This is a genomic window from Rhodococcus sp. NPDC056743 (genome assembly GCF_042790355.1).
Classification (GTDB): Bacteria; Actinomycetota; Actinomycetes; order Mycobacteriales; family Mycobacteriaceae; genus Rhodococcus_F.
Genome location: NZ_JBHTZI010000009.1, coordinates 72,497 through 95,728, shown reverse-complemented (window position 1 = coordinate 95,728; position 23,232 = coordinate 72,497). Strand labels below are relative to the sequence as shown.

Here is a 23,232-nt window from a genome sequence, read left to right as displayed (position 1 = left end):
TTCGCCATGACAACAGAAGTACCCGGCACCGTATTGCGCGAATCCGCAACCTACGACCGCAGCGTCATCGCCGAGATCCAGCGCGCCGCCGAGACCGGAATCTACGATATTCGCGGTTGGGGTGCCAAGCGTAAGCTCCCCCACTTCGACGACCTACTGTTCCTCGGCGCCTCGATGTCGCGCTACCCGCTCGAGGGTTACCGCGAGAAATGCGATACCGACGTCGTTCTCGGCGACACGCACGCGAAGTTCCCGCTACACCTGGACATCCCGATCACCATCGCTGGTATGAGCTTCGGCGCGCTGTCCGGTCAAGCCAAGGAAGCACTCGGACGCGGAGCCAGTGAGGTCGGAACCTCGACCACCACCGGCGACGGCGGAATGACACCGGAGGAACGCGGTCAATCCAAGAACCTCGTCTACCAGTACCTCCCGTCGCGCTACGGCATGAACCCCGACGACCTGCGTAAAGCCGATGCCATCGAGATCGTTCTCGGACAGGGCGCCAAGCCCGGTGGCGGCGGAATGCTCCTGGGCCAGAAGATCACCGAGCGAGTCGCCGGCATGCGAACACTGCCGATGGGCGTCGACCAGCGCAGCGCCTGCCGCCACCCCGACTGGACCGGGCCCGACGACCTCGCGATCAAGATCATAGAACTACGCGAGATCACCAACTGGGAGAAGCCGATCTACGTCAAGGTCGGCGCAACACGTACCTACTACGACGTCAAGCTAGCCGTGAAGGCCGGCGCCGACGTAGTCGTCGTCGACGGCATGCAGGGTGGAACCGCCGCAACCCAGGACGTGTTCATCGAACATGTCGGTATCCCGACCCTCGCCGCGATTCCCCAAGCGGTACAGGCTTTGCAGGAAATGGGCGTGCATCGCAAGGTCCAGCTCATCATTTCCGGCGGAATCCGCAGCGGAGCCGATGTCGCCAAGGCGATGGCACTCGGCGCCGACGCCGTAGCCATCGGCACCGCAGCTCTGATAGCACTGGGAGACAACAGCCCTCGCTACGCAAAGGAATACGAAGCACTCGGTAGCGCAGCAGGTTTCTACGACGACTTCCAGGCCGGGCGCGACCCTGCGGGTATCACCACCCAAGACCCGGAACTGTCGAAGAACCTCGACCCCGTCGAAGGTGGCCGGCGTCTCGCCAACTACCTCCGAGTCCTCACCATGGAAGCTCAGACCCTGGCACGGGCCTGCGGAAAATCGCACCTGCGCAATCTCGAGCCCGAGGACCTTGTCGCCCTCACCGTCGAAGCATCCGCGATGGCGCGCGTTCCCCTCGCCGGTACCACCTGGATCCCCGGCCGGTACTGAAAACCCACGCTCCACGCCAGGAAAGAGGGGGTACGCCATGACGTCAACCGAGACACCGGGAATCGTGCACGACACCGAACCACGCGAGGTCACACCAGACTCCGCGTCCGACGGCTCGCTTGAAGCCGTGATCGGGGCCCAGGTTCGCAATCTTCGGATCAACGCCGGACTCTCGCTCAGTGACATGGCTACCCGAGTCGGAATCTCCAAAGCCATGCTCTCCAAAATCGAGAATGCTCAGGCATCGTGCAGCCTCGCGACGCTGTCGAGACTCTCGACCGGCCTTGACGTTCCGGTAACCACACTGTTTCGCGGGGCCGGAACGCAGCGTGAATCGGTGTACACGCGGGCTGGAAGCGGCGCGCACATCGTCGGCAGAGGGACGCGCTCAGGTCATCACTACGAGATGCTCGGTGCGCTGCGTGGACAACATCGGCGACTCGAAGCAGTGGTGGTGACACTCGAGCAGGAGTCGACGATCTCGCCGCGTTTCCAGCATCCCGGTACCGAACTGTTGTTCATGCTGCAAGGAGACATGGTCTACACCCACGACGGATCCGACTATCGGCTTCGCGCCGGCGATTCACTTCTCCTCGACGGAGAAGGGCTGCACGGTCCGAAAGATCTGTTCGAACTCCCCATCAAGTTTCTCGCAGTCACTGCGTACCCCGACAACCACGTCGCGTGAGAATTCCGAACACGCTTCTCCCGAGAGGACCTCTACTTCCATGACTTCCTTCGACACTCTGTGGTCGACAATCCTCGATGTCGGCCAGCACCGAAATACCCGAGGATATCGCCGATTCGCCTGGGGTGACGCTGATCTGACCCTGCGCGAGTGGTTTCGCGACAACGCGTCGAAGCGTGGAATGGACGTCGAAGAGGACCGCAACGGCAATCTGTGGGCATGGTGGATGCCGACGGGGTGGGTAGGCGAGCCCACCGGAGCGTTCGTCACCGGCTCGCACCTCGATTCCGTTCCCGACGGTGGTGCGTACGACGGTCCACTCGGGGTCGTGTCCGCCTTCGCCGCCATCGACATCGTCCGCGAACGCGGTATCGAACCGACGATCCCCATCGCGATCACCGCGTTCTCCGACGAAGAAGGCGCTCGGTTCGGAGTTGCCTGCGTCGGAAGCCAATTGACGACGGGCGCACTCAAACCCGAACGCGCATTGGCACTGCGGGACGTCGACGGCATCACGCTGGCAGAAGCCATGTCCAAAGCCGGCCGGTCAACCACGCACATCGGGACCGACGACACCCTCGAGAGCAAGGTCGGTGTCTACGTAGAACTACACGTGGAGCAAGGACGCGCACTCGACCTGGTAGACAAGCCCATTGCCGTCGCCTCGTCCATCTGGCCTCACGGCCGGTGGGAATTCACGTTCAGCGGCGAGGCAAACCACGCCGGAGCAACCCGACTCGTGGACCGGCGTGATCCGATGCTCGCCTTCGCCTCCTCCGTGCACAGCGCACGCGCAGCTGCGACCGCACACGGCGCCGTCGCGACATTCGGCAAAGTACACGTGCTTCCCAACGGCGCAAACGCAATACCGTCGGAGATCAAAGCGTGGCTCGATGCCCGCGCCGCCGACGAAGAGACTCTGACAAAACTCGTCGAACAGATCGAGGCCGACGCACGAGCTCACTCGACCTTCGACCGCATCGCACTCGAGGTATTCGCCGAATCCATCACGCCCATCGTCGAATTCCCGTCGGAGCCCCGCGAAAAGCTCAAACGCGCACTTGCTCACCTCGGAGACGTACCGGTACTTCCCACTGCAGCAGGCCATGATGCCGGAATCCTCTCCGCGAAGGTTCCAACCGCAATGTTGTTCGTGCGCAACCCGACCGGAGTCTCCCATTCCCCGGACGAGTTCGCCGAAGCGGCCGATTGCAACATCGGGGCCGAAGCACTGGCAGACGTCATGGCGGATTGGGTCACCGACTGAATGACGCACCGATAAATTCGGCGACCACCCGGCCGTTGTCGCGTATCTACTATTGGCGATAGACCTGCACGTGGGCATTGGTGACCACGCCGACATTCAACGAGGGAACACCCCAATTCGTGCTGCATCCCCCCGTGCCGCGACCTGTCGGCACAAATGAGGGACTGGATTGGCTATACGGACCGATCGCGTAGAACGGAAAGGCATTGGGGATGCCGTGAATGCCCCAACAGTCGACGATCAGCGCATACTCTCTGCCCGGCGGCGCGTCAGTGTCATGGCAAGTTGCCATCGCGCTGAAGACATTCCGCTCGACGACGCAATCCTGGGGGTCCGCCTGGGCGGTGCCGGAGCCGATTGTCGCAGCTAAGGCCAGCCCCGATACAACCGTCGCCGTAACGCGTGCTGCACCGACAATTCTGCGCCTCATTGAGTTCCTTCCCGTAGCGGATATCAATACTGTCGGCCCCGAACAACAAGGTGTTACCACTGTCCGACTTCCCTGCCGGCCTCACACTCTCAGGCCCAGGGAATTCAAACCGTTGGCCGGACATGACATTCGATGCCAGGAAACTGCATTTCGTTTGGGGCTAGCGCCGGAGCTGGCCTGTTCAGACCCCATGACGGTGGGTTCACAGTTGCAATGCGGAGGCGATCAATCGTCGACCCGAGCAGTCGCACTGCCAACAGGGTTGCCAACACAGCCCTCCTAGTTCTATGGTTCATTACATGACTAATGAACCAGCGAGCCTAATGGGGCGATCCTCGTGATCGACGACGGCCGGCCGCTGTTCCAGCAGATCGCCGAACAGATCGAAAGCTCGATCATCGACGGCTCGCTGCCCGAGGACGGGCAAGTGCCCTCGACCAACGAACTCGCGGCGTTTCACCGGATCAACCCGGCGACGGCAGCCAAGGGCCTCAATCAACTGGTCGCCGAGGGAATCCTCTACAAGAAACGGGGTATCGGGATGTTCGTCACCGTCGGCGCGCGCAATGCGCTCCGGTTCAGGCGCCGAGAAGCGTTCGCGCGCCTGTACATCGAACCGCTCGTCGCAGAAGCCGAACGACTCCAGATCCCCCTCGAGGACCTGAAATCCATGCTCGACGACAGGAAGGTGGCCCGATGAACGGGACCATGACCACAACCGAGTCCACCGCCGCCCGTTTCGCTGGATCCGACACCGCCGCTTCGATGCGCGCTGTGAACAGGAGGTACGGGGATGTCGCGGCGATCTCGGACGTGTCGTTCGAGATCGGCCGCAACAAAATCTACGGCCTACTCGGTCGCAACGGTGCGGGCAAGACGACGATCATGCAGATCCTGACCGGGCAGGACCTGCATACCAGCGGTGACGTCGAGGTGTTCGGCGCCTCCCCGTTCGAGAATTCGGCCGTGTTGGCGAACGTGTGCTTCGTCAAGGAAAGCCAGACGTACCCTGAAGATCTCCGGGTCAAGCATGTACTCGTCGCCGCCGGTCATCTGCTACCGAACTGGGACTCTACGTTCGCGGAGACACTGCTCGACGACTTCCAACTTCCCCTGTCCCGTAAGGTCAAGAAACTCTCACGCGGCATGCGATCGGCACTGGGAGTGATCATCGGGCTCGCATCCCGCGCACCGCTGACACTCTTCGACGAACCGTACCTCGGCCTCGATGCCGTTGCGCGCCAACTGTTCTACGACCGGTTGCTCGCCGACTACGCCGAACATCCACGCACCGTCATACTTTCGACTCACCTCATCGACGAGGTAGCCAATCTGCTCGAGCACGTGATCGTGGTCGAGCGAGGCCGGATCGTGGTCGACGAGGACGCGGACACACTACGCAGCCGCGCAGTTGTCGCAACTGGTCCCTTCGCTGCTGTCGACGCTTTTGCCGCGTCCGGCATCGTCCTGCACCGTGAGACGCTCGGCAGCCACGCCCGCACCATGGTGCAGACCCACGTGACCGATTCCGACCGGAACCGACTCCGGGAGGCGGGGGTCGAACTGGAGCCGGCATCTTTGCAGGAACTTGTCATCGCGACCACCACGCAACCCAAGGAGAGCACCGTATGAGCATCGCCACGACAGCCCCGCGTACGGTCCCGAAGGCGTCTACCGGATCCAGGGTCGGCTCCGTCCTGCGATTGCACACGGTCGCGTGGCCGCTGCTCATCGCCTGGCCGGTCGGCATTCTGCTGGTCTCGTTCCTGATCAGTTTCACCATCTACGCGATCGTCGGGAACGAGCAGGACGAAGGGTTCACCGGCAGTGTGTTCTCCGTCTACGGCTTTGTACTCGCGTTCTACCTGCAGTCGATGGCACAAACGTTCCCGTTCGCGCTCGGACTGAGCGTGACCCGCCGCGAGTTCTTCGCCGCAACCACAGTGATGGCGGTAGCGCAGTCGGCAGTTTTCGCGATCGCACTTTTCCTACTGTCGGTCATCGAATCCGCCACCGACGGCTGGGGTGTGTACATGCGTATGTTCGGCATCGCGCGGTACTTCACCGACAGCGCCGCCGTGCAACTACTTTCGCTGTTCGCGACGCTCTTACTCACCAGCTCGATCGCAATGCTGACCGGAGCGATCTACCAACGATGGCGCACTACCGGCCTGCTCACTGCCTTGACCGGACTATTCGGCGCCCTCGGCCTGTCCGCGATCGTCATCACCTGGGCACACTGGTGGCCCGCAATCGGATCATGGTTCGTCGACGTCCCCCGAGTTGTGCCGATGACGCTACTCCCCTTGGCCTTGGCCACCGCGTGCATCGCCGGATCCTGGACAACGCTGCGGCGCGCGACGCCGTGACCTACGCAACGAGCGAGACAATGCGCAACCGAAATTGAGCTTTCTTCGTCGTCGCATCTTTCCGGGGCGGCAGGCCGTCGACCGGGGAAGGATTTCACTGCCGAGATCGTCTCGCCCAAAAATCGATCAGCAGGTCTGCGAGCTGCTGCGGTTGTTCGAGTGGAACGAGGGTTCGAGACTTCCCGACCACTGCGACTTCGGCGTCACAGCACTTTACTGCGGTGGCACGTGCTTGTTCCGGCGTCAGTTCACCGCGATCGTCGGTAGCAACAATCAGTATCGGAAGCGTTGCGTTCGCGGCGTGTTCGGACAGATCCGACCGTCTCACGATGAACGATCGTGTCGCATGCGCGAGGTTGTTGCCACCGGCACGATGTACAGCCGACTCCATGTACTCCAGCATCTCGGGGTCTTGCCTGGCACCGTCGGTCAGTTGAGCGACCGCGATCTTGCGGCGAAGGGATGCTGTCGGACCGAATAGCCGAAGTACGTAGCTGAGGCCCTCGAGCTTGATGCGATCGAGCCTCGGCAGTGGAAGTGCAGGCGCACTGATGGTCACCAAAGTCCGCAGTCGATCTGGGGACGTTCCAGCGAGGTGATAGCCGACGTGTCCACCCCAGGCGTTACCTACCCAGTCGACCGGATCACTGATGCCTACGCTGTCGAGCAGTTCGATTGCAGCGCAAGCGCATTCTGCTATGGATGATGTTCTGTGGAGTGGGCCACTGTCCCCGTAACCTGGACCGTCGACGATCAGTAACCGACGATCCCGAGGCAGCAACGGAATCACTCGATTCCAGCTGGACGAGTCGACGAACATGCTGTGCCACAGCACCGTCACAGGGCCAGTACGTGCACCGATCTGTCGCAGCGCGAGGGTCCCGACGCACGTCGGAACGAGGGTCGGTGAGGGCAACGAGTTGATAGTCATGTGGGAAAACTATCGCTGTACCCGCAGCTGTCGGGCGGCCTATCAGGGGTTGCAATGTTTCTGCAATCCTTACGAGGAGACGAGAGAACCCAGCATGTTCACCGCTGCTCGCAGGGGCATATTTCGGCCCACGTCCTCTGCACGCAGCCATTCATCGTGCGTGAGGCTCTGCCGGATCTGCGTAAGGTAACGAGCCGAATCCTCCGGTTCGGTGATGAGCGGATCGAAGTTGTATCGCTTTCCCAGCCTGCCGACGACTGCGTGTAGTACAGCCCCTTCGTGGTGCCGCTCGATGAGCGCTGCGGCACCGATCGACTGATGCAGCGTTGCCATCGTCGACGTCGGATCGTGGTCGGCGAACGCTCGAGCCGCGGCAGGTGCCAACCGAGCAATCGCATCTGAACCACGACCCAGGTCGATCAGAATCTTCGAGGAAATTCCCACCGCTGGGATCAGCGCCCACCCATGGCCGCAACTCCGCGCGAGTTGTTCTGCTTCCGACAGGGTATCGAGAGCATGCGCAGGCTGACCGAGCGAACGCTGCACTTGCCCGCAGGTCATCAGGGTTTCGCTGCGCGCCCACGGCTCAACGTCTACTGCGAGCTCGAATGCGTTGTTCATCAGAGACTTTGCTTCGATTACGTCGCCGAAAAGCGCTTCCCAGTAGGCGAGAATCCCGCGAGCAACCGCCATGAGATTACGATCAGCGGCTCGCGTCGCGTAGTCGGCGCAGCTGACCGCACATCTGCGGGCGTTCGGAATGTCCCCCGACATGTACGCCAGAATGCACTCGGCGTGAAGTACTCGCGCTCGTGCACTGTCGATATCGACTCCACGATCGCCGTCGGCAGCGAGCATTGCCTTGTCGAGCCATTCTCGGCCTTCGGTCAACATGCCCCGGCGCACCCAGTGCCATCCCTGCCCACCAGCGAGCCTGAGCGCGGAGTAGCCCTCGCGTGAGGAAATTGCTTCGTTCAGCGCCCGCAACATGTCCGGGCGCATCAGGTCCAGCATCTCGTGGGCGAATGCGGACATGCGCGAAAACAATTGAGGCGCAATGGCATCGACAGTCATTGCGAACCACTCTCGATGCCGAATTCCCCAGCTTTCTGCGTCGTCGACCGGCATCGCCCGCGCGAAGGCCTTGGTTGCTTCGAGCATCTTGAAGACTCGAACTCCCTGTCCCCCGGAGTCGATCGACAACAGCGACTTCCGCGTCAGACTCGCTGTCAGTTCGTGAACCGAGCAGCCTTCCGGCAACCGGCAAATTCCCGAAATTGCCTCGAGAGTGATCGGCCCCTGAAATCGTCCGATCTGGGCGAGAAGGTCACGCTCTGGCTCGGCAAGTAGTTCGACGCTCCACGCAACTGTGCTGTGCATCGAGCTATGGCGGGTGGTTGTGGCCGCCAAAGATCGAGATTCGCCGGGCCGTAAACGAATTGATCGAAGTACGTCGGGCAACGATTGGATGGACAATCGTGCCGCGGCGAGTTCGATACCAAGGGGAATCCCGTCGAGTAGTTCACAGAGCATGCGCACGCTCGCCATATCGGAGTTATCACTGAAACCGGGGTGAGCGTCGTCCGCACGAGAGGAGAAAAGTTCAACCGCATCGTCGAGGGTGGTGCCGAGCATCGGCCCAATCGCGATGACGTGTTCACCGGGGATGCTTAGCGGTTCGCGACTGGTGACCAATATCGCCAACCCCCGGCACCGAGCCAACAATTCTTGGCACAAGCCGGTCACTGCCGGTCGCAGATGCTCTGCATTGTCGAGCACCAGCAGATTGCGCCCCTCCGACAGCCGGCCGCTGATGCCCTCTATCGAGGGGACGGGAACACGGACGACCTCTGCCAGTGCCGAAACCAGTTCCCCTTCGGCAGTAAGCGGTGCCATTTCGAGCATCCATTGGCCATCGTCGACATCGTCACGGATTCGTCGCGTGCTCTCGACGGCCAAGCGCGTCTTGCCGACACCACCACTACCCGTCACTGTGATCAACCGGGCACGTAACCGGGCCTGGTCGATTGCTTCGAGTTCACGCTTTCTACCAATAAAACCAGTCAGCGGGAGTGGAAACCCGTGACGCTCGACATCAATTCGCCCGAGCGGCGCTGCCGCGACCGACGACGAATGCCGAACGATATCGCCACGAAGGACGGCCAGCGCCGGCGACGGATCGAGGCCCAATTCCTCCGCCACCCGACGGCGATGCACATCGATGGTAGCGAGCGCGTCGCTTGTCCTTCCCGCCCGAGCTAGGGCTCGCGCCAACAGCGCCACGGGCAACTCATTGATCCCATTCTCGGAGACAAGGGGCGTCAACGTCGCAATCGCGCCCAGAAAGTCTCCTGCCTCTAACCTCAAGCGCCCCAACAGTTCTGCGGCAGCGCGTCGTTGCCCCTGCAGCTGCGTCGAATAAGCAGAAACGAACGGCAGATCCTTCAGACCTTCGAACGGCTCTGCAGTCCAGATCCTTTCAGCCAGCTCGAGACAAGCCGAAGATTGTTCGCTGAGTCCGCTTTCCACAGCCGAAGCGAAATCGAGCATGTCGACGCGCTCGACATCCATCAGTTCGTACCCACTGCGGCCTCCGACGAGCCGTTCTCCGAGCACACTCCGCAGGCGCGAGATGTGTGCGCGTAACGACGCGTGCGCCGAAGGAGGCGGGCATTCCCAGATATCGTCGATCAGCTCCTCGGCTGAAAATCGGCGCCCGGGGCGTAACGCAAGTCTGGCAACGATCGCTCTGGGAATAGGGCCGCCGAGCGACAGTGCCGCCCCATCAAGTCGCACGACCACCGGGCCGAACAACTCCACGTTCAGAGGCATAGACACAAACCTAGCGCTCTTCGAACCAGCCGGACAGACAGATGACCACAACAGCTGGTAGGCCGAGACCGAATACCGGCGCGTTCTCTGGGTATACGTCAGGCATGACGGTTCCTGTGAATGCACAATCGCAATTACAGGTGCTCGTGGTGAGCACTCTTGTTCTCAGTGCTGTATTCCTCGCCGTCGCCGGAATTCTCGAAGGCGATTTCGGTACGGCCGTCTGGGTCGCGGTGGTTCTGCCACTCCTCTTCGATTGGCGGATCACCGTGCGAGGCAAGCCTTCTGCGATCCGTCCCGACTCGCCTCGGTGGCAGGCAGCAAAACTCACGTACGTCCTCGCTCTCGGGGTGGCGGGCACGGCGCTTCTGGTTTTCGACGACCGCGCCTTCGCCCGCATCTCGGGTCTACTCCTGATTGTCACCACCGTGTGTTATCTCGCGGCGTTCTACGAAGCACGCAGGCTCAGAACTCAGACGGCGTAATCGGTTGATCACGGTCCCCTTTGACAACTTCCCTTCCACAATGAACGGTAAGGGTAGCTGGATGCGAACAAACAGGACACCGACCACCGTGAAATACCGTTGTGAGGAGTAGAAGTTCATGCCAGAGCCGAGAAGAGCCGAACACACCGACTACGTTGCCGCGAATCCCATTTTCTCCAGACCCGGAGAAGATTCGGTTGCCTCGAAATACACCCTCGAACCTGACGGCATGCTTCCCGAGACCGCTTACCAGATCGTCCACGACGAAACGATGTTGGACGGCAATGCGCGGCTGAATCTCGCGACCTTTGTAGGCACGTGGATGGATGACCATGCCACGCGCCTGTATTCGGAGTCGTTCGACAAGAACATGATCGACAAGGATGAATACCCGCAGACGGCGGCGATCGAAACATACTGCTGGCGAATGCTCGCCGACCTGTGGAATGCACCCTCCCCCAAGGACGCGATCGGCACGTCGACCATCGGCTCGTCGGAAGCCTGCATGCTGGGCGGGCTCGCTCTCAAACGCCGCTGGCAGCATGCGAGGCGAGCAGCCGGCAAACCGGTGGATCGGCCGAACATGATTATGAGTTCGGCCGTGCAAGTCTGTTGGGAAAAGTTCTGCAACTACTGGGACATCGAAGCGCGATACGTCCCGATCAGCGAGGAACATCGCACGCTCGACGGGCACGATCTCGAGAAGTACGTCGACGAGAACACCATCGGTGTTGTCGCAATCATGGGTGTCACCTACACCGGGATGTACGAACCCGTCCTCGAGATTTCCAACGCACTCGACGCGATCCAGAAGAAGACCGGACTCGACATCCCGATCCACGTCGACGGGGCGTCGGGCGCCATGATCGCACCGTTCCTCCAACCGGAAATCGAATGGGACTTCCGGCTCCCCCGAGTTCATTCCATCAACACGTCGGCGCACAAATACGGCCTCGTGTATCCGGGCCTGGGCTGGGTGGTGTGGCGCTCGGAGGATCTGCTCCCCGAGGATCTGGTGTTCAAAGTCAGCTACCTCGGCGGCAGTATGCCGACCTTTGCACTCAACTTCTCGCGCCCCGGCGCCCAGGTGATCTTACAGTTCTACATGTTCTTGCGGCTCGGCCACGACGGTTACCGATCAATCCAGCAGTCGTCGCAGGACGTCGCAAAATTCCTCGCCGAAGGAATCGGCAAGCTCGACGCCTTCGAACTCTGGAACGACGGCAGCGACATCCCGGTATTCGCGTGGCGACTGAAGGCCGGGCACACCGAGAACTGGACGCTCTACGATCTGTCGGATCGATTACGCGCCAAAGGCTGGCTCGTGCCGGCGTATCCCATGCCGGACAACCTCACCGACCTCACCGTGCAGCGCATTGTCGTGCGCAACGGCCTGAGTATGGACTTGGCTGCAAACCTGTTGGGTGTCATCGAGGAGGAAACCGCGTTCCTCGACGAACTGTCCAGTCCGATGCCCAAGCCTCGCGTCACCGAGGGATTCCACCACTGAACGCGCCTCAGTGAACGAAAACGGCCGCCGGACCCGTGAGGGACTGGCGGCCGTTTTTGTCAGCTAGGTGAATATCAAGCAGCGCAAGCCGGGGTGGTCAGCTGAGCAAAGCTGACGATCTGGCATGCGGTGGTCTTGGACAGAGCCCAGTCACCGTCGAGGTTCACGAAAACAGCGTTCATGCCACCAGCGAGGGGCTGGCCGTTGAGAACGATGCTCAACGGTGCGGTAGCCGTGCCGCTACCCGAATCGGTGACGGGGTCGACAACCTCGACCTGTGCGCCGGCAGCCTTGGCAGCGGCGGCGACCTGGTTGATCAGCTCGGGATCGGCGTCTGCGCCCTCGACGAACTTGACCTTCTCAGACGACGGAACGCTCTCGTCGAGTGCCGTCACGATCTTGGCATTGAGCTCGGCTGCGGTCGGCAGCGCGATATCGACCTCGACCGTGGTGGTCGTGGCCTTTGCCGAGGTGGTGGGCTTGGCGGGCTCGGCCTCTTCGGAACTGCAGGCAGTCATCGTCAGGGCCGCTGCAATCGCGACGGCTGCGACGGTCATGTTACGAAGCTTCAACTTCTCAGTCCTATCCATTCCGGTTTTCACATACGAGCGTTCTCAGCACTGACGTGCCTCGCCCGCGGTCCGCTACAACATTACCCAACGGTAAGCCGAAAAAGTCTAAGGGTGTCCTTAGAGAAGGCTGTCGAGCGCATCCGCCACCTGAAGCGACGCGTCGTCCTCGGTAAAGGTTTTGGCGATTCCTGTTCCGGTGGAACGGGTTTCGAAACGAACAGTCACTACGCCATGACCGGCGCCCTGCACCCAGCCGTGTCCGAATTCGGGATGGCTCACATCCAGACCGGGGTGCCAATACCGCTCCGGAACTCGCGCGGGCACGGGACTCTCGTCGAGATTCTCCGCGAGAGTGTCGATCGGATACCCGGGAACATTCTGATCCAGCTCCGGGAACAAGGAGCCCTGACGAACAGTCGACAGCCCGGCAAATCCCACCCCCACCAGCCGGATCGGGCCCAATTCCACCGGATCGATCACTTGCTTCTGTGCGGTGGCAATCAGAATCGCTCGATCGAGCGTGGCGTATGGCAAGGTCACCGACCTGGTCAGCACACTCATGTCGGATCTTTTCAGTTTGAGCACTACCGTCCGCGCCGCCCGACCGTCCTTTTCGAGACGGGAGAATGCCGACGCGCCGCTGCTCTCCACCGCCGCGCGCAACTGCCCCAACGTCACGATGTCGCTCGCGAATGTCGATTCCGCACTGATCTGCTTGGAGTCGGCACGCTCGGCCACGGGGCGATCGTCGATGCCCTGCGCCAAGCGATGCAAGCCAGGTCCCACCGTCGCACCCAGGATCGACGCGACCTCCGATATCGGGGTGCGCGCAAAACCACCAATGGTCACGATCCCCAACCGTTTGAGCTTCTCCTCCGCCACCGGGCCGATTCCCCACAGTTTCCGAACCGGCAGTGAATCGAGGAGTTCATGCTGCTGCCCCGGTGGCACGACGGCCACCCCGTTCGGCTTGGCCAGCCCCGACGCGATCTTCGCGACCTGCTTGCCCGCACCCGCCCCGATGGAGGCAACCATCCCGGTCTCCGTCAGCACCAAGGCCCGCAGTTCCTCACAGAATGCCCGTACCTCATCGGCACCGGCTCCGGCCAACTCGACCGGTTCACCAAAGGCCTCGTCCACCGACAACTGCTCGAGCACCGGCATGCGCAGCCGCAACGCGTCGAACGCCCCTTTACTCAGCACCGAATACAGCGACATCCGCGGCGGGAGAACCACTGCACCGCCGCCCACCAGACGCCGCGCCTGATGCATCGGCATGGCCGACCGAGCCCCGAATGCACGGGCTTCGTAGCTGGCACCGGCAACCACACCCCGGCCACCCAGCCCGCCCACCATGACGGGCCGTCCGCGCAATGTCGGACGGGTCAACTGCTCAGCAGAGGCAAAAAACGCATCCATGTCGAGATGAAGCACCCACCGGCGGCTTCGCGTGGGATCACCTTGGTTCATCGGCGGTTACGGTTCTCGATCTCGGCGGGTAGAGGATTACTTCTGGACCTTCGGCTTGACCTTCTTTGAAGACTTCTTCTTGGGCAGTTCAAGCGCGTCAGCTGTTCGCTGGATGAACGCGTGTAGCCGATCCACATCGTGAAACCGCTCTTCCGGAACCCGGTAATACGGCTTTGCACCTGGGTACGGCGGAGCGAGGTCGGCGTCCGATCCGAACTCCGCGCTGACCTCGGTTGGCTTGACGAACAGAACGTCACCGCAGATCAAACCCACAACCTTTTCGTCGCAGTACAGGCCGTACTCGCCGAACATGGCCCGCGCACGGACATCGAGCGGCTCCAGCTGCTCGAGAATGCGTGCGACGGTTTCCTTGCTCGTGCCCATGACAGCAAACTACTCCGGTGCTCCGACATATTTCGGGGCACCGGAGTAGGCGTGCCTGCTAGACCTTCGTGATCGCCGCGCGGATACCGTCGCCGAGATCGACGGCGCTGTCCCCCGCCTCGCCGATCGTGAACGACGTGGCCAGAACCTCACCGGCGATCAGGTCGCGATGGCGGTCAGCCCAGTCCTTGCGATCCTCGGGCACCTCGAGCACGACGTTGATGCGATCCGAGACATCGAGTCCCGCAGCGCGTCGCGCATCCTGGAGTTGACGGATCCTGTCCTTGGCCCAACCCTCAGCCTCGAGCTCTTCCGTCACGACGGAATCGAGCACGACAAGTCCCGCGCCATTGGGCAGTGCTGCCGTCGAATCAGGCTCGGCTGCAACCAGTTTCTGCGTGTACTCCTCGGGCAGGAGCTCGATGCCGGCGGCAACCACCACACCGTCGGCGTTTTCGGTCCAGTCGCCGGCCTTGACGGCCTTGATGACCGTCTGCACGGACTTGCCCAGACGCGGACCCGCGGCACGTGCGTTGACCGCAATCTCGAACCGACCGTGTACGTCGACGTCCTCGGTCAGATCAACCTTCTTGACGTTGACCTCGTCAGCGATCAGTCCGAGGAACGGACGCAGGCGCTCGGCATCCGGCGCCGCTACCGTGACCTCGGGCAGCGGCAGACGAACACGCAGATTCTGCGCCTTACGCAGGCTCAAAACCGTCGAGCAGACCGTGCGCACGTCGTCCATGGCCGAAACGAGTTCCGGATCGGCAGGCAACTCGGACTCCGTCGGCCAATCGGCAAGATGCACCGAACGTTCCCCGGTCAATCCACGCCAGATCACCTCGGACACCAGCGGCAGCAAGGGCGCAGCCAGACGCGTCACAACCTCGAGCACAGTGTGGAGCGTGTCGATGGCATCACGGTCCTCGTCCCAGAAACGTGAACGTGACCGTCGCACATACCAATTGGTGAGCGCATCACAGAACAACCGAAGCTCGTCGCAGGCCCCCGCGATGTCGTTGGCCTCGAGAGCGTCGGTGATGACGTCACGTGTGCCCGCAAGCTTCGCGAGGATGTACTTGTCGAGGATGTTCTCCGAATCCGTGCGCCACACACCACATTCCGGTGCGTACAACTGCAGGAAGCTCCAGGCATTCCACAACGGAAGCAAGGCCTGACGCACACCTTCACGGATGCCCTGTTCCGTCACGACCAGGTTGCCGCCACGCAAGATGGGCGAGGACATGAGGAACCAGCGCATGGCATCACTGCCGTCGCGGTCGAACACCTCCTTGACGTCCGGGTAGTTACCCTTGGACTTGCTCATCTTGAGTCCGTCGTCACCGAGGACGATGCCGTGGGCTGCAACAGTTTTGAACGCCGGCCGATCGAACAGAGCCGTCGCGAGAACGTGCAGGGTGTAGAACCAGCCACGAGTCTGACCGTTGTACTCGACGATGAAGTCACCCGGGTAGTGGCTCTCGAACCAGTCACGGTTCTCGAAGGGGTAATGCACCTGGGCGTACGGCATCGAACCGGATTCGAACCAGCAGTCCAGCACCTCGGGAACTCGACGCATCATCGACTTGCCGGTCGGGTCGTCCGGGTTCGGGCGCACCAGATCGTCGATCATCGGACGGTGCAGGTCGGTCGGGCGCACACCGAAGTCTGCCTCCAACTGATCCAACGAACCGTAGACGTCGGTACGCGGGTACTGCGGATCGTCCGAGACCCACACCGGGATGGGGCTGCCCCAGTAGCGGTTTCGGCTGATGTTCCAGTCGCGGGCACCTTCGAGCCACTTGCCGAACTGACCGTCGCGGATGTGCTCGGGAACCCAGGTGATGTCCTGGTTGAGTTCGACCATCCGGTCACGGAACTTGGTGACAGCCACGAACCACGACGGAACCGCCATGTAGATGAGCGGCTGACCACTGCGCCAACTGTGCGGGTACGAGTGCTCGATCGTCTCGTGCCGCAACAGCTTTCCGGCCGCTTTGAGATCCTTGATGATGACGGGGTTGGCGTCGAACACCATCAGGCCCTCGTACGGCGGCACCATCGACGTGAACTTTCCACCGGGATCGAGAGGCTGGACGACTTCGATGCCGTTTGCAGTGGCGACATCCATATCCTCTTCACCGAAAGCCGGTGCGAGGTGGACGATTCCGGTACCCGAATCGGTGGTGACGTAGTCGGCCGACAGTACGACGTGAGCGTTCGGGTGCCCGACGAAGAAGTCGAACGGCGGCGTGTACGACAGGCCGACCAGTTCGCTTCCCTTGTGCCGGGACACGACCTCAGGCTCGTCCCCCAGTTCACGGGCGTAGTGAGCAACCCGAGCTTCGGCGAGCACGTAACGCTTGCCGTCTTGACCGAGAACCTGGACATAGTCGATGTCGGGGTGAACAGCCAAAGCAAGGTTGGACGGCAGCGTCCACGGCGTAGTGGTCCAGATGATCGCATTCGCGCCGTCGAGCGGGGAGCCGGCAGCCACCAGCGGCATCTCGACCGTGACCGCCGGATCCTGACGCATCTTGTACGCGTCGTCGAGACGGGTTTCCTGGTTGGACAGCGGCGTCTGCTCGTACCAGCTGTACGGAAGAACCCGGAAGCCCTGGTAGATCAGGCCCTTGTCGAAGAGTTCCTTGAACGCCCACATGACCGACTCCATGAAGTCGAGGTCCAGGGTCTTGTAGTCGTTGTCGAAGTCGACCCAACGAGCCTGCCGGGTGACGTACTCACGCCACTCGTCGGTGTACTTGAGAACCGACGCCTTGCAGTACTCGTTGAACTTGGCGAGGCCCATGACATCGATCTCGGATTTGTCCTTGATGCCGAGCTGCTTTTCTGCCTCGAGTTCCGCGGGCAGGCCGTGGCAATCCCAGCCGAATCGGCGCTCCACCTTGCGTCCGCGCATCGTCTGGAAGCGAGGCACCAGGTCCTTGACGTACCCCGTCAGAAGGTGGCCGTAGTGGGGCAAGCCGTTGGCAAACGGAGGACCGTCGTAGAAGACAAACTCCTCGTTGCCGTCGCGATTGCTGACCGATGCCCGGAACGTGTCGTCGTCGGCCCACTCTTTCAGGACCTTCTGCTCCAGAGCCGGAAATTTGACTCCGGCGTCGGCGGGGACGTCGTAATCGACTTTGGGATACCCGTTATTCGCCACTGCGATCTCCTCGTGCCTGTCCTACTCGGCACGGGGACGATATGTGCGCCTCTGCGTACGTACCGCGGTACCACCCCGCTTGCAACCCGTGAATCCCGGCGATGTGTACCGAGCTTTCCGAGTTGCCTCTCTTCGCGAGCTGTGACGGGCTCACCCGTTCGGTTCTACTGAGCGTCTGACAGGCGCTTACCTGTCTGGACACCGTTCTTCCGAAGGCTCCCCGGTGATTGCCGGTTCATCGCCTGTAGTTGCTGACGAACAGTCTAATGCTCGCCGTTTTCGTTTGCCGACTCGCCGTGGTTTTTCGGCAAATCCGTGCTGTCCGGTGAGTCAGCGTCGGCGACTGTATCCGGCTCGCCCAACGGCAGAACCGCCCTCTTACCGGTCAACGCACTGACCAGCAGGAGGACGGCACCCGCCAAACAAATTGCAATACACGCCCACGCCCAGATAATCGACCCGGTGGTCAGCGCGATGATCAGGAAGGCAAACCCTGCCGCCGCGAGTCCTATCGTCACGACCAGCACGTGTCAACCTCTACCCGATGTCGGCACTGACCTGTCGAGAATCCCTCGGTCAGCTGTTTCCCTTTGCGAACGACGGACTGCTGAAGGACTCCTGGCCACCGTCGACCGGCACCGCGGAACCACGCTGTTCGAGCTCTTCGAGCTGCGACTCCAGGTAGGACTTGAGACGCACCCGGTATTCACGCTCGAACGTCTTGAGCTGCTCGATACGGCCTTCGAGGACCGATCGCTGCTGGTTGATGGTCGCCATGATCTCGGTGTGCTTCTTCTCGGCGTCCGCCTTGAGAGCATCGGCCTTCTCCTGAGCCTGGCGAAGCTGAGTCTCGGAGCGAGTCTGCGCGTCGGTGAGCATTGCTTCCGACTTGTTGCGAGCGTCCGCGATCATGCCGTCAGCCTTGCTGCGAGCCTCGCTCATCAGCTGCTCGGAGTTGGTGCGGGCACTGCCGAGCAACTGCTCGGACTCTGCCTTGGCGTCGCCGGTGAGGCGATCGGCCATCTCCTGAGCCAGGCCGAGAACCTTGGCTGCCTGCATGTGGGTGTCGCCGCTCTGCGGAGACTGAGCAGCAGCAGCCACGGGCACCGGCGCCACAACGGGAGCGGGCTTGGGAGCCTCGACCACGCGAGCCGGTTCGGGCTTGGGCTGCGCTACCGGGGCACCTGCATTGGCAGCCGGGGCCGGCGCCTTCTTTGCAGCAGCAAGTTCCTGATCCAGCTCGCTAACTCGCTGTTGCAGATCTGCATTTTCCTCGATGAGCTGCGAGAGCGCCTGCTCGACGAGATCAAGAAATGCGTCGACCTCGTCTTCGTTGTAGCCACGCTTGCCGATAGGCGGCTTGCTGAACGCAACGTTGTGCACGTCAGCTGGAGTCAGTTGCGGCATGGAAGGATCCCTTCACGCGTCATTTGGCGGTCAAGCAAGCATTCAGTTACAGCTCGGTGTGCGTAGCAGCTAACCACTACGCGAGTTATGGGTTCCATTCTGGCACACCCCACTCAATTACCGGGCCGAGCCGACAACCGACATCAGGATGATGACGATGAAAAGCAAGACCATGATGGATAGATCCAAGCGAACCCCACCCAGGTTGATCGGGGGGATCAACCTACGGAGAAGCTTCACCGGCGGATCGGTGATCGTAAAAACGGTTTCGAGAATGATGGCGACCACTCCCGACGGACGCCAGTCTCTGGCGAACGAACGAACGAACTCGACAATCACTCTGCCGATCAGCAAAAGCCAAAACACAACCAGCACGAGGTAGATCACATCGAAAAGCGCGTTCACACCCTCACTCTGCCTGACTTCTGCGTCGCGTCCAAAACAGACACTCGCCATCCGAGGCCGGATAACGAGGCTTCGAACTCACCAAGCCGCGACCGTGAACACCCCTGGCATGCGACCCCTGCACAGGCCCCAGCGCAACAGAATGTCCAGCATTTCGGCTGTTCAACGAACTATCAGCGATCGAGAGCATCATTTCTGACTGTAGAAGCCCGTCTCCGCGATACGACGACGCTCCTCGGCGGAAACGTCGATGTCGGCCGGTGAGAGAAGAAACACTTTGGTGGCTACCTTGTCGAACGAGCCGCGCAGCGCGAATGCGAGACCGGCGGCGAAGTCGACCAGGCGCTTCGCGTCGGCGTTACTCATGTCGACCAAATCCATGATGACCGGCGTGCCGTCGCGGAAGCGCTCACCGATCGTGCGGGCTTCCGCGTAGCTCTGCGGACGCAAGGTCGTGATCTTGGCCAGCGGGCCGCCGTCGTCGACTGCGGGCGCGCGGCGAGCCTCGGGGCGCTCTGCGCGGGCGTCAACTGCAAGATTGCCCCGGCTCGTGGGACGAGGTGCCATCGACGGACGAGGTGCGCGGGAGGCGACTGTGTCCATTCTCGGACGCGACTCGTAGCGATCGAACTCGGCTTCTTCCTCATCCCGACGGCTGGGCGCGTAGCCGGCCTTCGAGAAAGCCGGCTCGGCAAACTCGCGGTCATCGCGTTCGGCGTAGCCGTCATGGCTACGACGAGGTGCGCGACGAGCCTGATCGGGTTCTTCTACGTACTCGTCCTCGTAGTCGTCGAGGGGAACCATGCCGAAATAAGCCTTGAACTTGTGCAGGTTGCTCATTGATCGACCTTCCTTGGCGCGGCGGATTGTCTCCGACTGCGACCGGTCGCGGTGTGGACGGGTTGGGCGATCACCAGAGCGATCATTTCGAGATTACTGGTCGTGAGCCGAGCAGTGCGGTTCCGACACGCACGCAAGTCGATCCGTGGCGAACCGCAGCCTCGAGATCTCCGGTCATTCCGGCGGACAACTCGACCGCCCGCGGATGTGACTCGAGGACTCTCTGATGGACCTCGTGCAGGCGAGCAAACTGCTCGTCGGCGTCCGAACCCAGCGGCGGAACGGCCATCAATCCGGCCAATTCCAGACCGTCGGCGGTCTCGATCCCTTCTGCGAGAGCGGGCAACTCGTCGAGCGCGATACCACCACGCGTCGGGTCGGCGTCGAGGCTCACCTGAATGAGAACTCGCAACGGTGCAGTGCGATCACCACTGGACAGGGCGTCCTGCGCGGCGCGATCGAGAGCGTCGGCGAGCCGGGCACTGTCGACCGAGTGGATGGCATATGCCCATTTCGCAACCGAACGTGCCTTGTTTCGCTGCAACTGACCGATCATGTGCCACCGAACCGGATCGGCCCCGTCGATGCCGCCGCCGACAGCCGCGGCCGTGAATTCCGCAACCTTGCCTATCGCTTCCTGCTCGCGCGACTCACCGAACTCCCGGCAACCCAGGTCGTACAGAATCCGCGCATCCGACGCTGGGAAGAACTTGGTCACCGGGAGAAGTGTCACCTCGGACACCGGCCGCCCGGCCGCAACACACGCCGCGGCCAGGCGGAACCGAACCGAATCCAGTGCAGCCGAGATCTCGGCCACTCGTGCAGAATTGTCGCCGTTCATGCGAGTGGCCTAGTTGTCTTCCGCAGCGACGATCGGATCCATCCAGATCACCGCAGCCTGACGCCCGGTGAGGGAATCCCGGCGGTGACTGAACAGTGCGCGGTCCTCGATCGTGCAACGAGGATCCTCGGCGACACCCGAAACACCGGCATCGAGAAGTTGCTTGCGGATTCCGGCCCGCAGATCCAGACCGGGCGTGCCCTTTGCAGTGCGAGTTGCACTGCCAGGCAGATGCTTTTCGACATCGGCGCGCATGTCGGCAGGAACCTCGTACTGCCGGCCACTCGCTGCCGGGCCGAGGAAAGCTCCGATCCGAGACACGTCGGCGCCCTGGCGAACCATCTCGGCCAGAACCCGCGGCACGATACCGATACGCGCACCGATCCGGCCGGCATGCACAGCGGCAATGACGCCGGCCTGCTCGTCGGACAGGAGAACCGGTACACAGTCTGCGCTGAGTGTCGCGAGCGCCAAACCGGGGACGGTGGTGACCAAGGCGTCTGTCACCTCGATGACGTCGTCGGTCGGCTCGGTGACCACGGTGACGTTTCTGGAGTGGATTTGTTCCATCCAGACAAGGTGATTCGGCTCGACACCGATCTCACGGGCGAGGCGTCGACGGTTTGCGTCGACGGCTTCGGCGTTGTCGCCGACGTGATCACCGAGATTGAACGAATCGTACGGCGCTTCCGAAACACCGCCGGCGCGACTGGTCACGACACGGCGGACTCGGAAATTGGCGGTCGAGTTCTCGGTACTCAAAATTTTGTGCTCACAAACGTCGAATGTTCACTGCTGCACGGGACATGATCCCGAGGCAGCTTCCGGACAGAGTTAAGGGATCAATCAAGAACAGGGTACCCAGAAAAACTGGATACCCTGCTCTCGAAACCCTGCGCGACGCTCTACTCAGCGACGCATGAAGACGGGAACGTCGACATCGTCATCGCCGTCGTCTTCCTGGGGTGCAACATGGCGCGGTGGAGCAATCGGCGGCAGCGATGCCGACCCGATGGGCTCGCGCGCAACCGGAACCTGCTGCTCCACAGGCGGTTCCGCAGCTACCGGTGAACGTCCGACCTCGCCGGCGCGCCCTGCTCCGATAGCTCCACGGCCGGGCGCCGTGGACTCGACGGGACGACGCGCGGGCGCTCCCCCATCGAAACCGGCAGCGATGACCGTCACACGAACTTCGTCGCCGAGTGAATCGTCGATCACCGTTCCGAAGATGATGTTGGCGTCGATGTGCGCGGCTTCCTGCACGAGCGATGCCGCTTCGTTGATCTCGAAGAGACCAAGGTCACTGCCACCGGCGATGGACAGCAGAACGCCGCGGGCACCTTCCATCGACGCTTCGAGAAGCGGTGAGTTGATAGCGGACTCAGCAGCTTTGATCGCACGACCTTCGCCTCGCGAGGAGCCGATGCCCATCAGTGCACTGCCGGCTCCGGACATGACACCCTTCACGTCCGCGAAGTCGACGTTGATCAGTCCGGGAGTGGTGATCAGGTCGGTGATGCCCTGAACGCCGTTGAGCAGAACCTCGTCAGCGCTGCGGAATGCGTCCATCAAACTGACAGCCGCGTCCCCGAGCTGAAGGAGTCGGTCATTGGGGATGACGATGAGCGTGTCACACGACTCACGCAACGCCTGGATGCCCGTATCTGCCTGGCCACCACGACGCTTACCTTCGAAGGAGAACGGTCGGGTCACGACGCCGACGGTGAGGGCACCCAACTTCCGGGCGATGCTTGCGACGACCGGGGCGCCACCGGTTCCGGTGCCACCACCTTCGCCTGCGGTCACGAACACCATGTCGGCGCCCTTGATGACCTCTTCGATTTCGTCCTTGTGATCCTCGGCGGCCTTGCGGCCGACCTCGGGATCTGCACCGGCGCCGAGGCCTCGGGTCAGTTCACGACCGACGTCGAGCTTGACGTCGGCATCGCTCATCAGGAGGGCTTGCGCGTCCGTGTTGACCGCGATGAACTCGACTCCCTTGAGTCCCTGTTCGATCATGCGGTTGACTGCGTTCACGCCGCCGCCGCCGATGCCGACGACCTTGATTACGGCGAGGTAGTTGTGCGGGGGCGTCATCGGCTCTCGCCTTCCGTGTCGTATTACGCGCTGTTGTCTATTGCTGGGTAAAGCGGGTGAATCTCAACTCTCAACCTCAACCACAGGGTTAGAGTTATGTCAAGTATTCGATCTGAAACCAAACGCTATGCATCGTCGTCACGATCCGCCATTAGGCGCGCCGAAACTTCGGGAAGTATTTGACGTGAGTTCGCACATTCTGC

At 61.8% G+C, this 23,232-nt stretch carries 22 protein-coding genes; 8 read left to right on the top strand and 14 right to left on the bottom strand.

The window, feature by feature from the left end:
• Positions 1–6 precede the first annotated feature (6 nt).
• From ACFRFQ_RS21210 to ACFRFQ_RS21200, 3 genes are read left to right on the top strand one after another with little or no spacing between them, the layout of a single operon-like run.
• Positions 7–1,329, top strand: a complete 1,323-nt coding sequence (locus ACFRFQ_RS21210; protein WP_378661835.1) for an FMN-binding glutamate synthase family protein — start codon at positions 7–9, stop codon at positions 1,327–1,329.
• Between the two features lie 37 nt (positions 1,330–1,366).
• Entirely contained in the window at positions 1,367–2,017 is a 651-nt protein-coding gene (locus ACFRFQ_RS21205) for a helix-turn-helix domain-containing protein (protein ID WP_378661832.1), read from the top strand.
• A 40-nt stretch (positions 2,018–2,057) separates the two neighbouring features.
• A complete protein-coding gene (locus ACFRFQ_RS21200; RefSeq protein ID WP_378661829.1) occupies positions 2,058–3,284 on the top strand; it encodes an allantoate amidohydrolase in 1,227 nt (408 codons plus the stop codon).
• Positions 3,285–3,333: 49 nt separating this feature from the next.
• Here ACFRFQ_RS21200 and ACFRFQ_RS21195 read toward each other — a convergent pair whose 3' ends face one another.
• Positions 3,334–3,714, bottom strand: a complete 381-nt coding sequence (locus ACFRFQ_RS21195) for a hypothetical protein (protein ID WP_378661826.1) — start codon at positions 3,712–3,714, stop codon at positions 3,334–3,336.
• Between the two features lie 337 nt (positions 3,715–4,051).
• Between ACFRFQ_RS21195 and ACFRFQ_RS21190 the strand changes: the two genes are divergently transcribed.
• The 3 genes from ACFRFQ_RS21190 to ACFRFQ_RS21180 are packed head-to-tail and all read left to right on the top strand — an operon-like array spanning position 4,052 to position 6,083.
• On the top strand, positions 4,052–4,414 hold the full coding sequence (locus ACFRFQ_RS21190) for a GntR family transcriptional regulator (protein ID WP_378661825.1): 363 nt from the start codon (positions 4,052–4,054) through the stop codon (positions 4,412–4,414).
• Positions 4,411–5,346: an ABC transporter ATP-binding protein gene (locus ACFRFQ_RS21185; RefSeq protein ID WP_378661822.1), complete on the top strand. Its 936-nt coding sequence runs from the start codon at positions 4,411–4,413 to the stop codon at positions 5,344–5,346. Before ACFRFQ_RS21190 ends, ACFRFQ_RS21185 begins: the two co-directional genes overlap by 4 nt.
• Positions 5,343–6,083 carry an ABC transporter permease gene (locus ACFRFQ_RS21180; protein WP_378661819.1) on the top strand — a complete coding sequence of 247 codons (741 nt, stop codon included), beginning with the start codon at positions 5,343–5,345 and terminating at the stop codon, positions 6,081–6,083. The genes ACFRFQ_RS21185 and ACFRFQ_RS21180 overlap by 4 nt, the downstream gene beginning before the upstream one ends.
• A 94-nt stretch (positions 6,084–6,177) precedes the next feature.
• Here ACFRFQ_RS21180 and ACFRFQ_RS21175 read toward each other — a convergent pair whose 3' ends face one another.
• Positions 6,178–7,014, bottom strand: coding sequence for an alpha/beta fold hydrolase (locus tag ACFRFQ_RS21175; protein ID WP_378661816.1), 837 nt, complete (start codon positions 7,012–7,014; stop codon positions 6,178–6,180).
• Positions 7,015–7,083: 69 nt separating this feature from the next.
• Complete coding sequence (locus ACFRFQ_RS21170) at positions 7,084–9,846, bottom strand: BTAD domain-containing putative transcriptional regulator (protein WP_378661813.1); 2,763 nt, start codon at positions 9,844–9,846, stop codon at positions 7,084–7,086.
• A 104-nt stretch (positions 9,847–9,950) separates the two neighbouring features.
• Between ACFRFQ_RS21170 and ACFRFQ_RS21165 the strand changes: the two genes are divergently transcribed.
• Positions 9,951–10,331: a hypothetical protein gene (locus ACFRFQ_RS21165; RefSeq protein WP_378661810.1), complete on the top strand. Its 381-nt coding sequence runs from the start codon at positions 9,951–9,953 to the stop codon at positions 10,329–10,331.
• 118 nt (positions 10,332–10,449) lie between these two features.
• Positions 10,450–11,841, top strand: a complete 1,392-nt coding sequence (locus ACFRFQ_RS21160) for a glutamate decarboxylase (RefSeq protein WP_378661807.1) — start codon at positions 10,450–10,452, stop codon at positions 11,839–11,841.
• A gap of 74 nt (positions 11,842–11,915) precedes the next feature.
• Here the strand turns inward: ACFRFQ_RS21160 and ACFRFQ_RS21155 are convergent, their stop codons facing one another.
• From ACFRFQ_RS21155 to ftsZ, 11 genes are all read right to left on the bottom strand, one after another.
• A complete protein-coding gene (locus ACFRFQ_RS21155) occupies positions 11,916–12,398 on the bottom strand; it encodes a hypothetical protein (protein ID WP_378661805.1) in 483 nt (160 codons plus the stop codon).
• 132 nt (positions 12,399–12,530) lie between these two features.
• Positions 12,531–13,883, bottom strand: coding sequence for a DNA polymerase IV (locus tag ACFRFQ_RS21150; protein WP_378661802.1), 1,353 nt, complete (start codon positions 13,881–13,883; stop codon positions 12,531–12,533).
• Positions 13,884–13,919: 36 nt separating this feature from the next.
• Positions 13,920–14,267, bottom strand: a complete 348-nt coding sequence (locus tag ACFRFQ_RS21145) for a TfoX/Sxy family protein (RefSeq protein ID WP_378661799.1) — start codon at positions 14,265–14,267, stop codon at positions 13,920–13,922.
• Between the two features lie 58 nt (positions 14,268–14,325).
• On the bottom strand, positions 14,326–17,439 hold the full coding sequence (gene ileS / locus ACFRFQ_RS21140) for an isoleucine--tRNA ligase (protein ID WP_378661796.1): 3,114 nt from the start codon (positions 17,437–17,439) through the stop codon (positions 14,326–14,328).
• A 263-nt stretch (positions 17,440–17,702) separates the two neighbouring features.
• Entirely contained in the window at positions 17,703–17,966 is a 264-nt protein-coding gene (locus ACFRFQ_RS21135) for a hypothetical protein (protein ID WP_378661793.1), read from the bottom strand.
• 49 nt (positions 17,967–18,015) lie between these two features.
• Entirely contained in the window at positions 18,016–18,846 is an 831-nt protein-coding gene (locus ACFRFQ_RS21130; protein ID WP_378661788.1) for a DivIVA domain-containing protein, read from the bottom strand.
• Between the two features lie 117 nt (positions 18,847–18,963).
• Entirely contained in the window at positions 18,964–19,251 is a 288-nt protein-coding gene (locus tag ACFRFQ_RS21125) for a YggT family protein (RefSeq protein WP_033231443.1), read from the bottom strand.
• A 189-nt stretch (positions 19,252–19,440) separates the two neighbouring features.
• Positions 19,441–20,091 (bottom strand): cell division protein SepF, encoded by a 651-nt coding sequence (locus ACFRFQ_RS21120; protein ID WP_138869095.1) that lies wholly within the window; start codon positions 20,089–20,091, stop codon positions 19,441–19,443.
• An 82-nt stretch (positions 20,092–20,173) separates the two neighbouring features.
• Entirely contained in the window at positions 20,174–20,932 is a 759-nt protein-coding gene (locus tag ACFRFQ_RS21115; RefSeq protein ID WP_378661784.1) for a YggS family pyridoxal phosphate-dependent enzyme, read from the bottom strand.
• A 9-nt stretch (positions 20,933–20,941) separates the two neighbouring features.
• Entirely contained in the window at positions 20,942–21,697 is a 756-nt protein-coding gene (gene pgeF / locus ACFRFQ_RS21110; protein ID WP_378662481.1) for a peptidoglycan editing factor PgeF, read from the bottom strand.
• Positions 21,698–21,841: 144 nt separating this feature from the next.
• Entirely contained in the window at positions 21,842–23,029 is a 1,188-nt protein-coding gene (ftsZ, locus tag ACFRFQ_RS21105) for a cell division protein FtsZ (RefSeq protein ID WP_138869098.1), read from the bottom strand.
• Between the last annotated feature and the right edge of the window lie 203 nt (positions 23,030–23,232).

Coding starts and splice junctions, on each gene's coding strand:
- ACFRFQ_RS21185 (WP_378661822.1), top strand. CDS start 4,411: ATGAACGGGACCATGACCACAACCGAGTCCACCGCCGCCCGTTTCGCT.
- ACFRFQ_RS21200 (WP_378661829.1), top strand. CDS start 2,058: ATGACTTCCTTCGACACTCTGTGGTCGACAATCCTCGATGTCGGCCAG.
- ftsZ (WP_138869098.1), bottom strand. CDS start 23,029: ATGACGCCCCCGCACAACTACCTCGCCGTAATCAAGGTCGTCGGCATC.
- ACFRFQ_RS21115 (WP_378661784.1), bottom strand. CDS start 20,932: ATGAACGGCGACAATTCTGCACGAGTGGCCGAGATCTCGGCTGCACTG.
- ACFRFQ_RS21180 (WP_378661819.1), top strand. CDS start 5,343: ATGAGCATCGCCACGACAGCCCCGCGTACGGTCCCGAAGGCGTCTACC.
- ACFRFQ_RS21150 (WP_378661802.1), bottom strand. CDS start 13,883: ATGAACCAAGGTGATCCCACGCGAAGCCGCCGGTGGGTGCTTCATCTC.
- ACFRFQ_RS21195 (WP_378661826.1), bottom strand. CDS start 3,714: ATGAGGCGCAGAATTGTCGGTGCAGCACGCGTTACGGCGACGGTTGTA.
- ACFRFQ_RS21170 (WP_378661813.1), bottom strand. CDS start 9,846: ATGCCTCTGAACGTGGAGTTGTTCGGCCCGGTGGTCGTGCGACTTGAT.
- ACFRFQ_RS21210 (WP_378661835.1), top strand. CDS start 7: ATGACAACAGAAGTACCCGGCACCGTATTGCGCGAATCCGCAACCTAC.
- ACFRFQ_RS21155 (WP_378661805.1), bottom strand. CDS start 12,398: ATGACCGTCGCAGCCGTCGCGATTGCAGCGGCCCTGACGATGACTGCC.
- ACFRFQ_RS21120 (WP_138869095.1), bottom strand. CDS start 20,091: ATGAGCAACCTGCACAAGTTCAAGGCTTATTTCGGCATGGTTCCCCTC.
- ACFRFQ_RS21205 (WP_378661832.1), top strand. CDS start 1,367: ATGACGTCAACCGAGACACCGGGAATCGTGCACGACACCGAACCACGC.
- ACFRFQ_RS21130 (WP_378661788.1), bottom strand. CDS start 18,846: ATGCCGCAACTGACTCCAGCTGACGTGCACAACGTTGCGTTCAGCAAG.
- ACFRFQ_RS21175 (WP_378661816.1), bottom strand. CDS start 7,014: ATGACTATCAACTCGTTGCCCTCACCGACCCTCGTTCCGACGTGCGTC.
- ACFRFQ_RS21160 (WP_378661807.1), top strand. CDS start 10,450: ATGCCAGAGCCGAGAAGAGCCGAACACACCGACTACGTTGCCGCGAAT.
- ACFRFQ_RS21145 (WP_378661799.1), bottom strand. CDS start 14,267: ATGGGCACGAGCAAGGAAACCGTCGCACGCATTCTCGAGCAGCTGGAG.
- ACFRFQ_RS21165 (WP_378661810.1), top strand. CDS start 9,951: ATGACGGTTCCTGTGAATGCACAATCGCAATTACAGGTGCTCGTGGTG.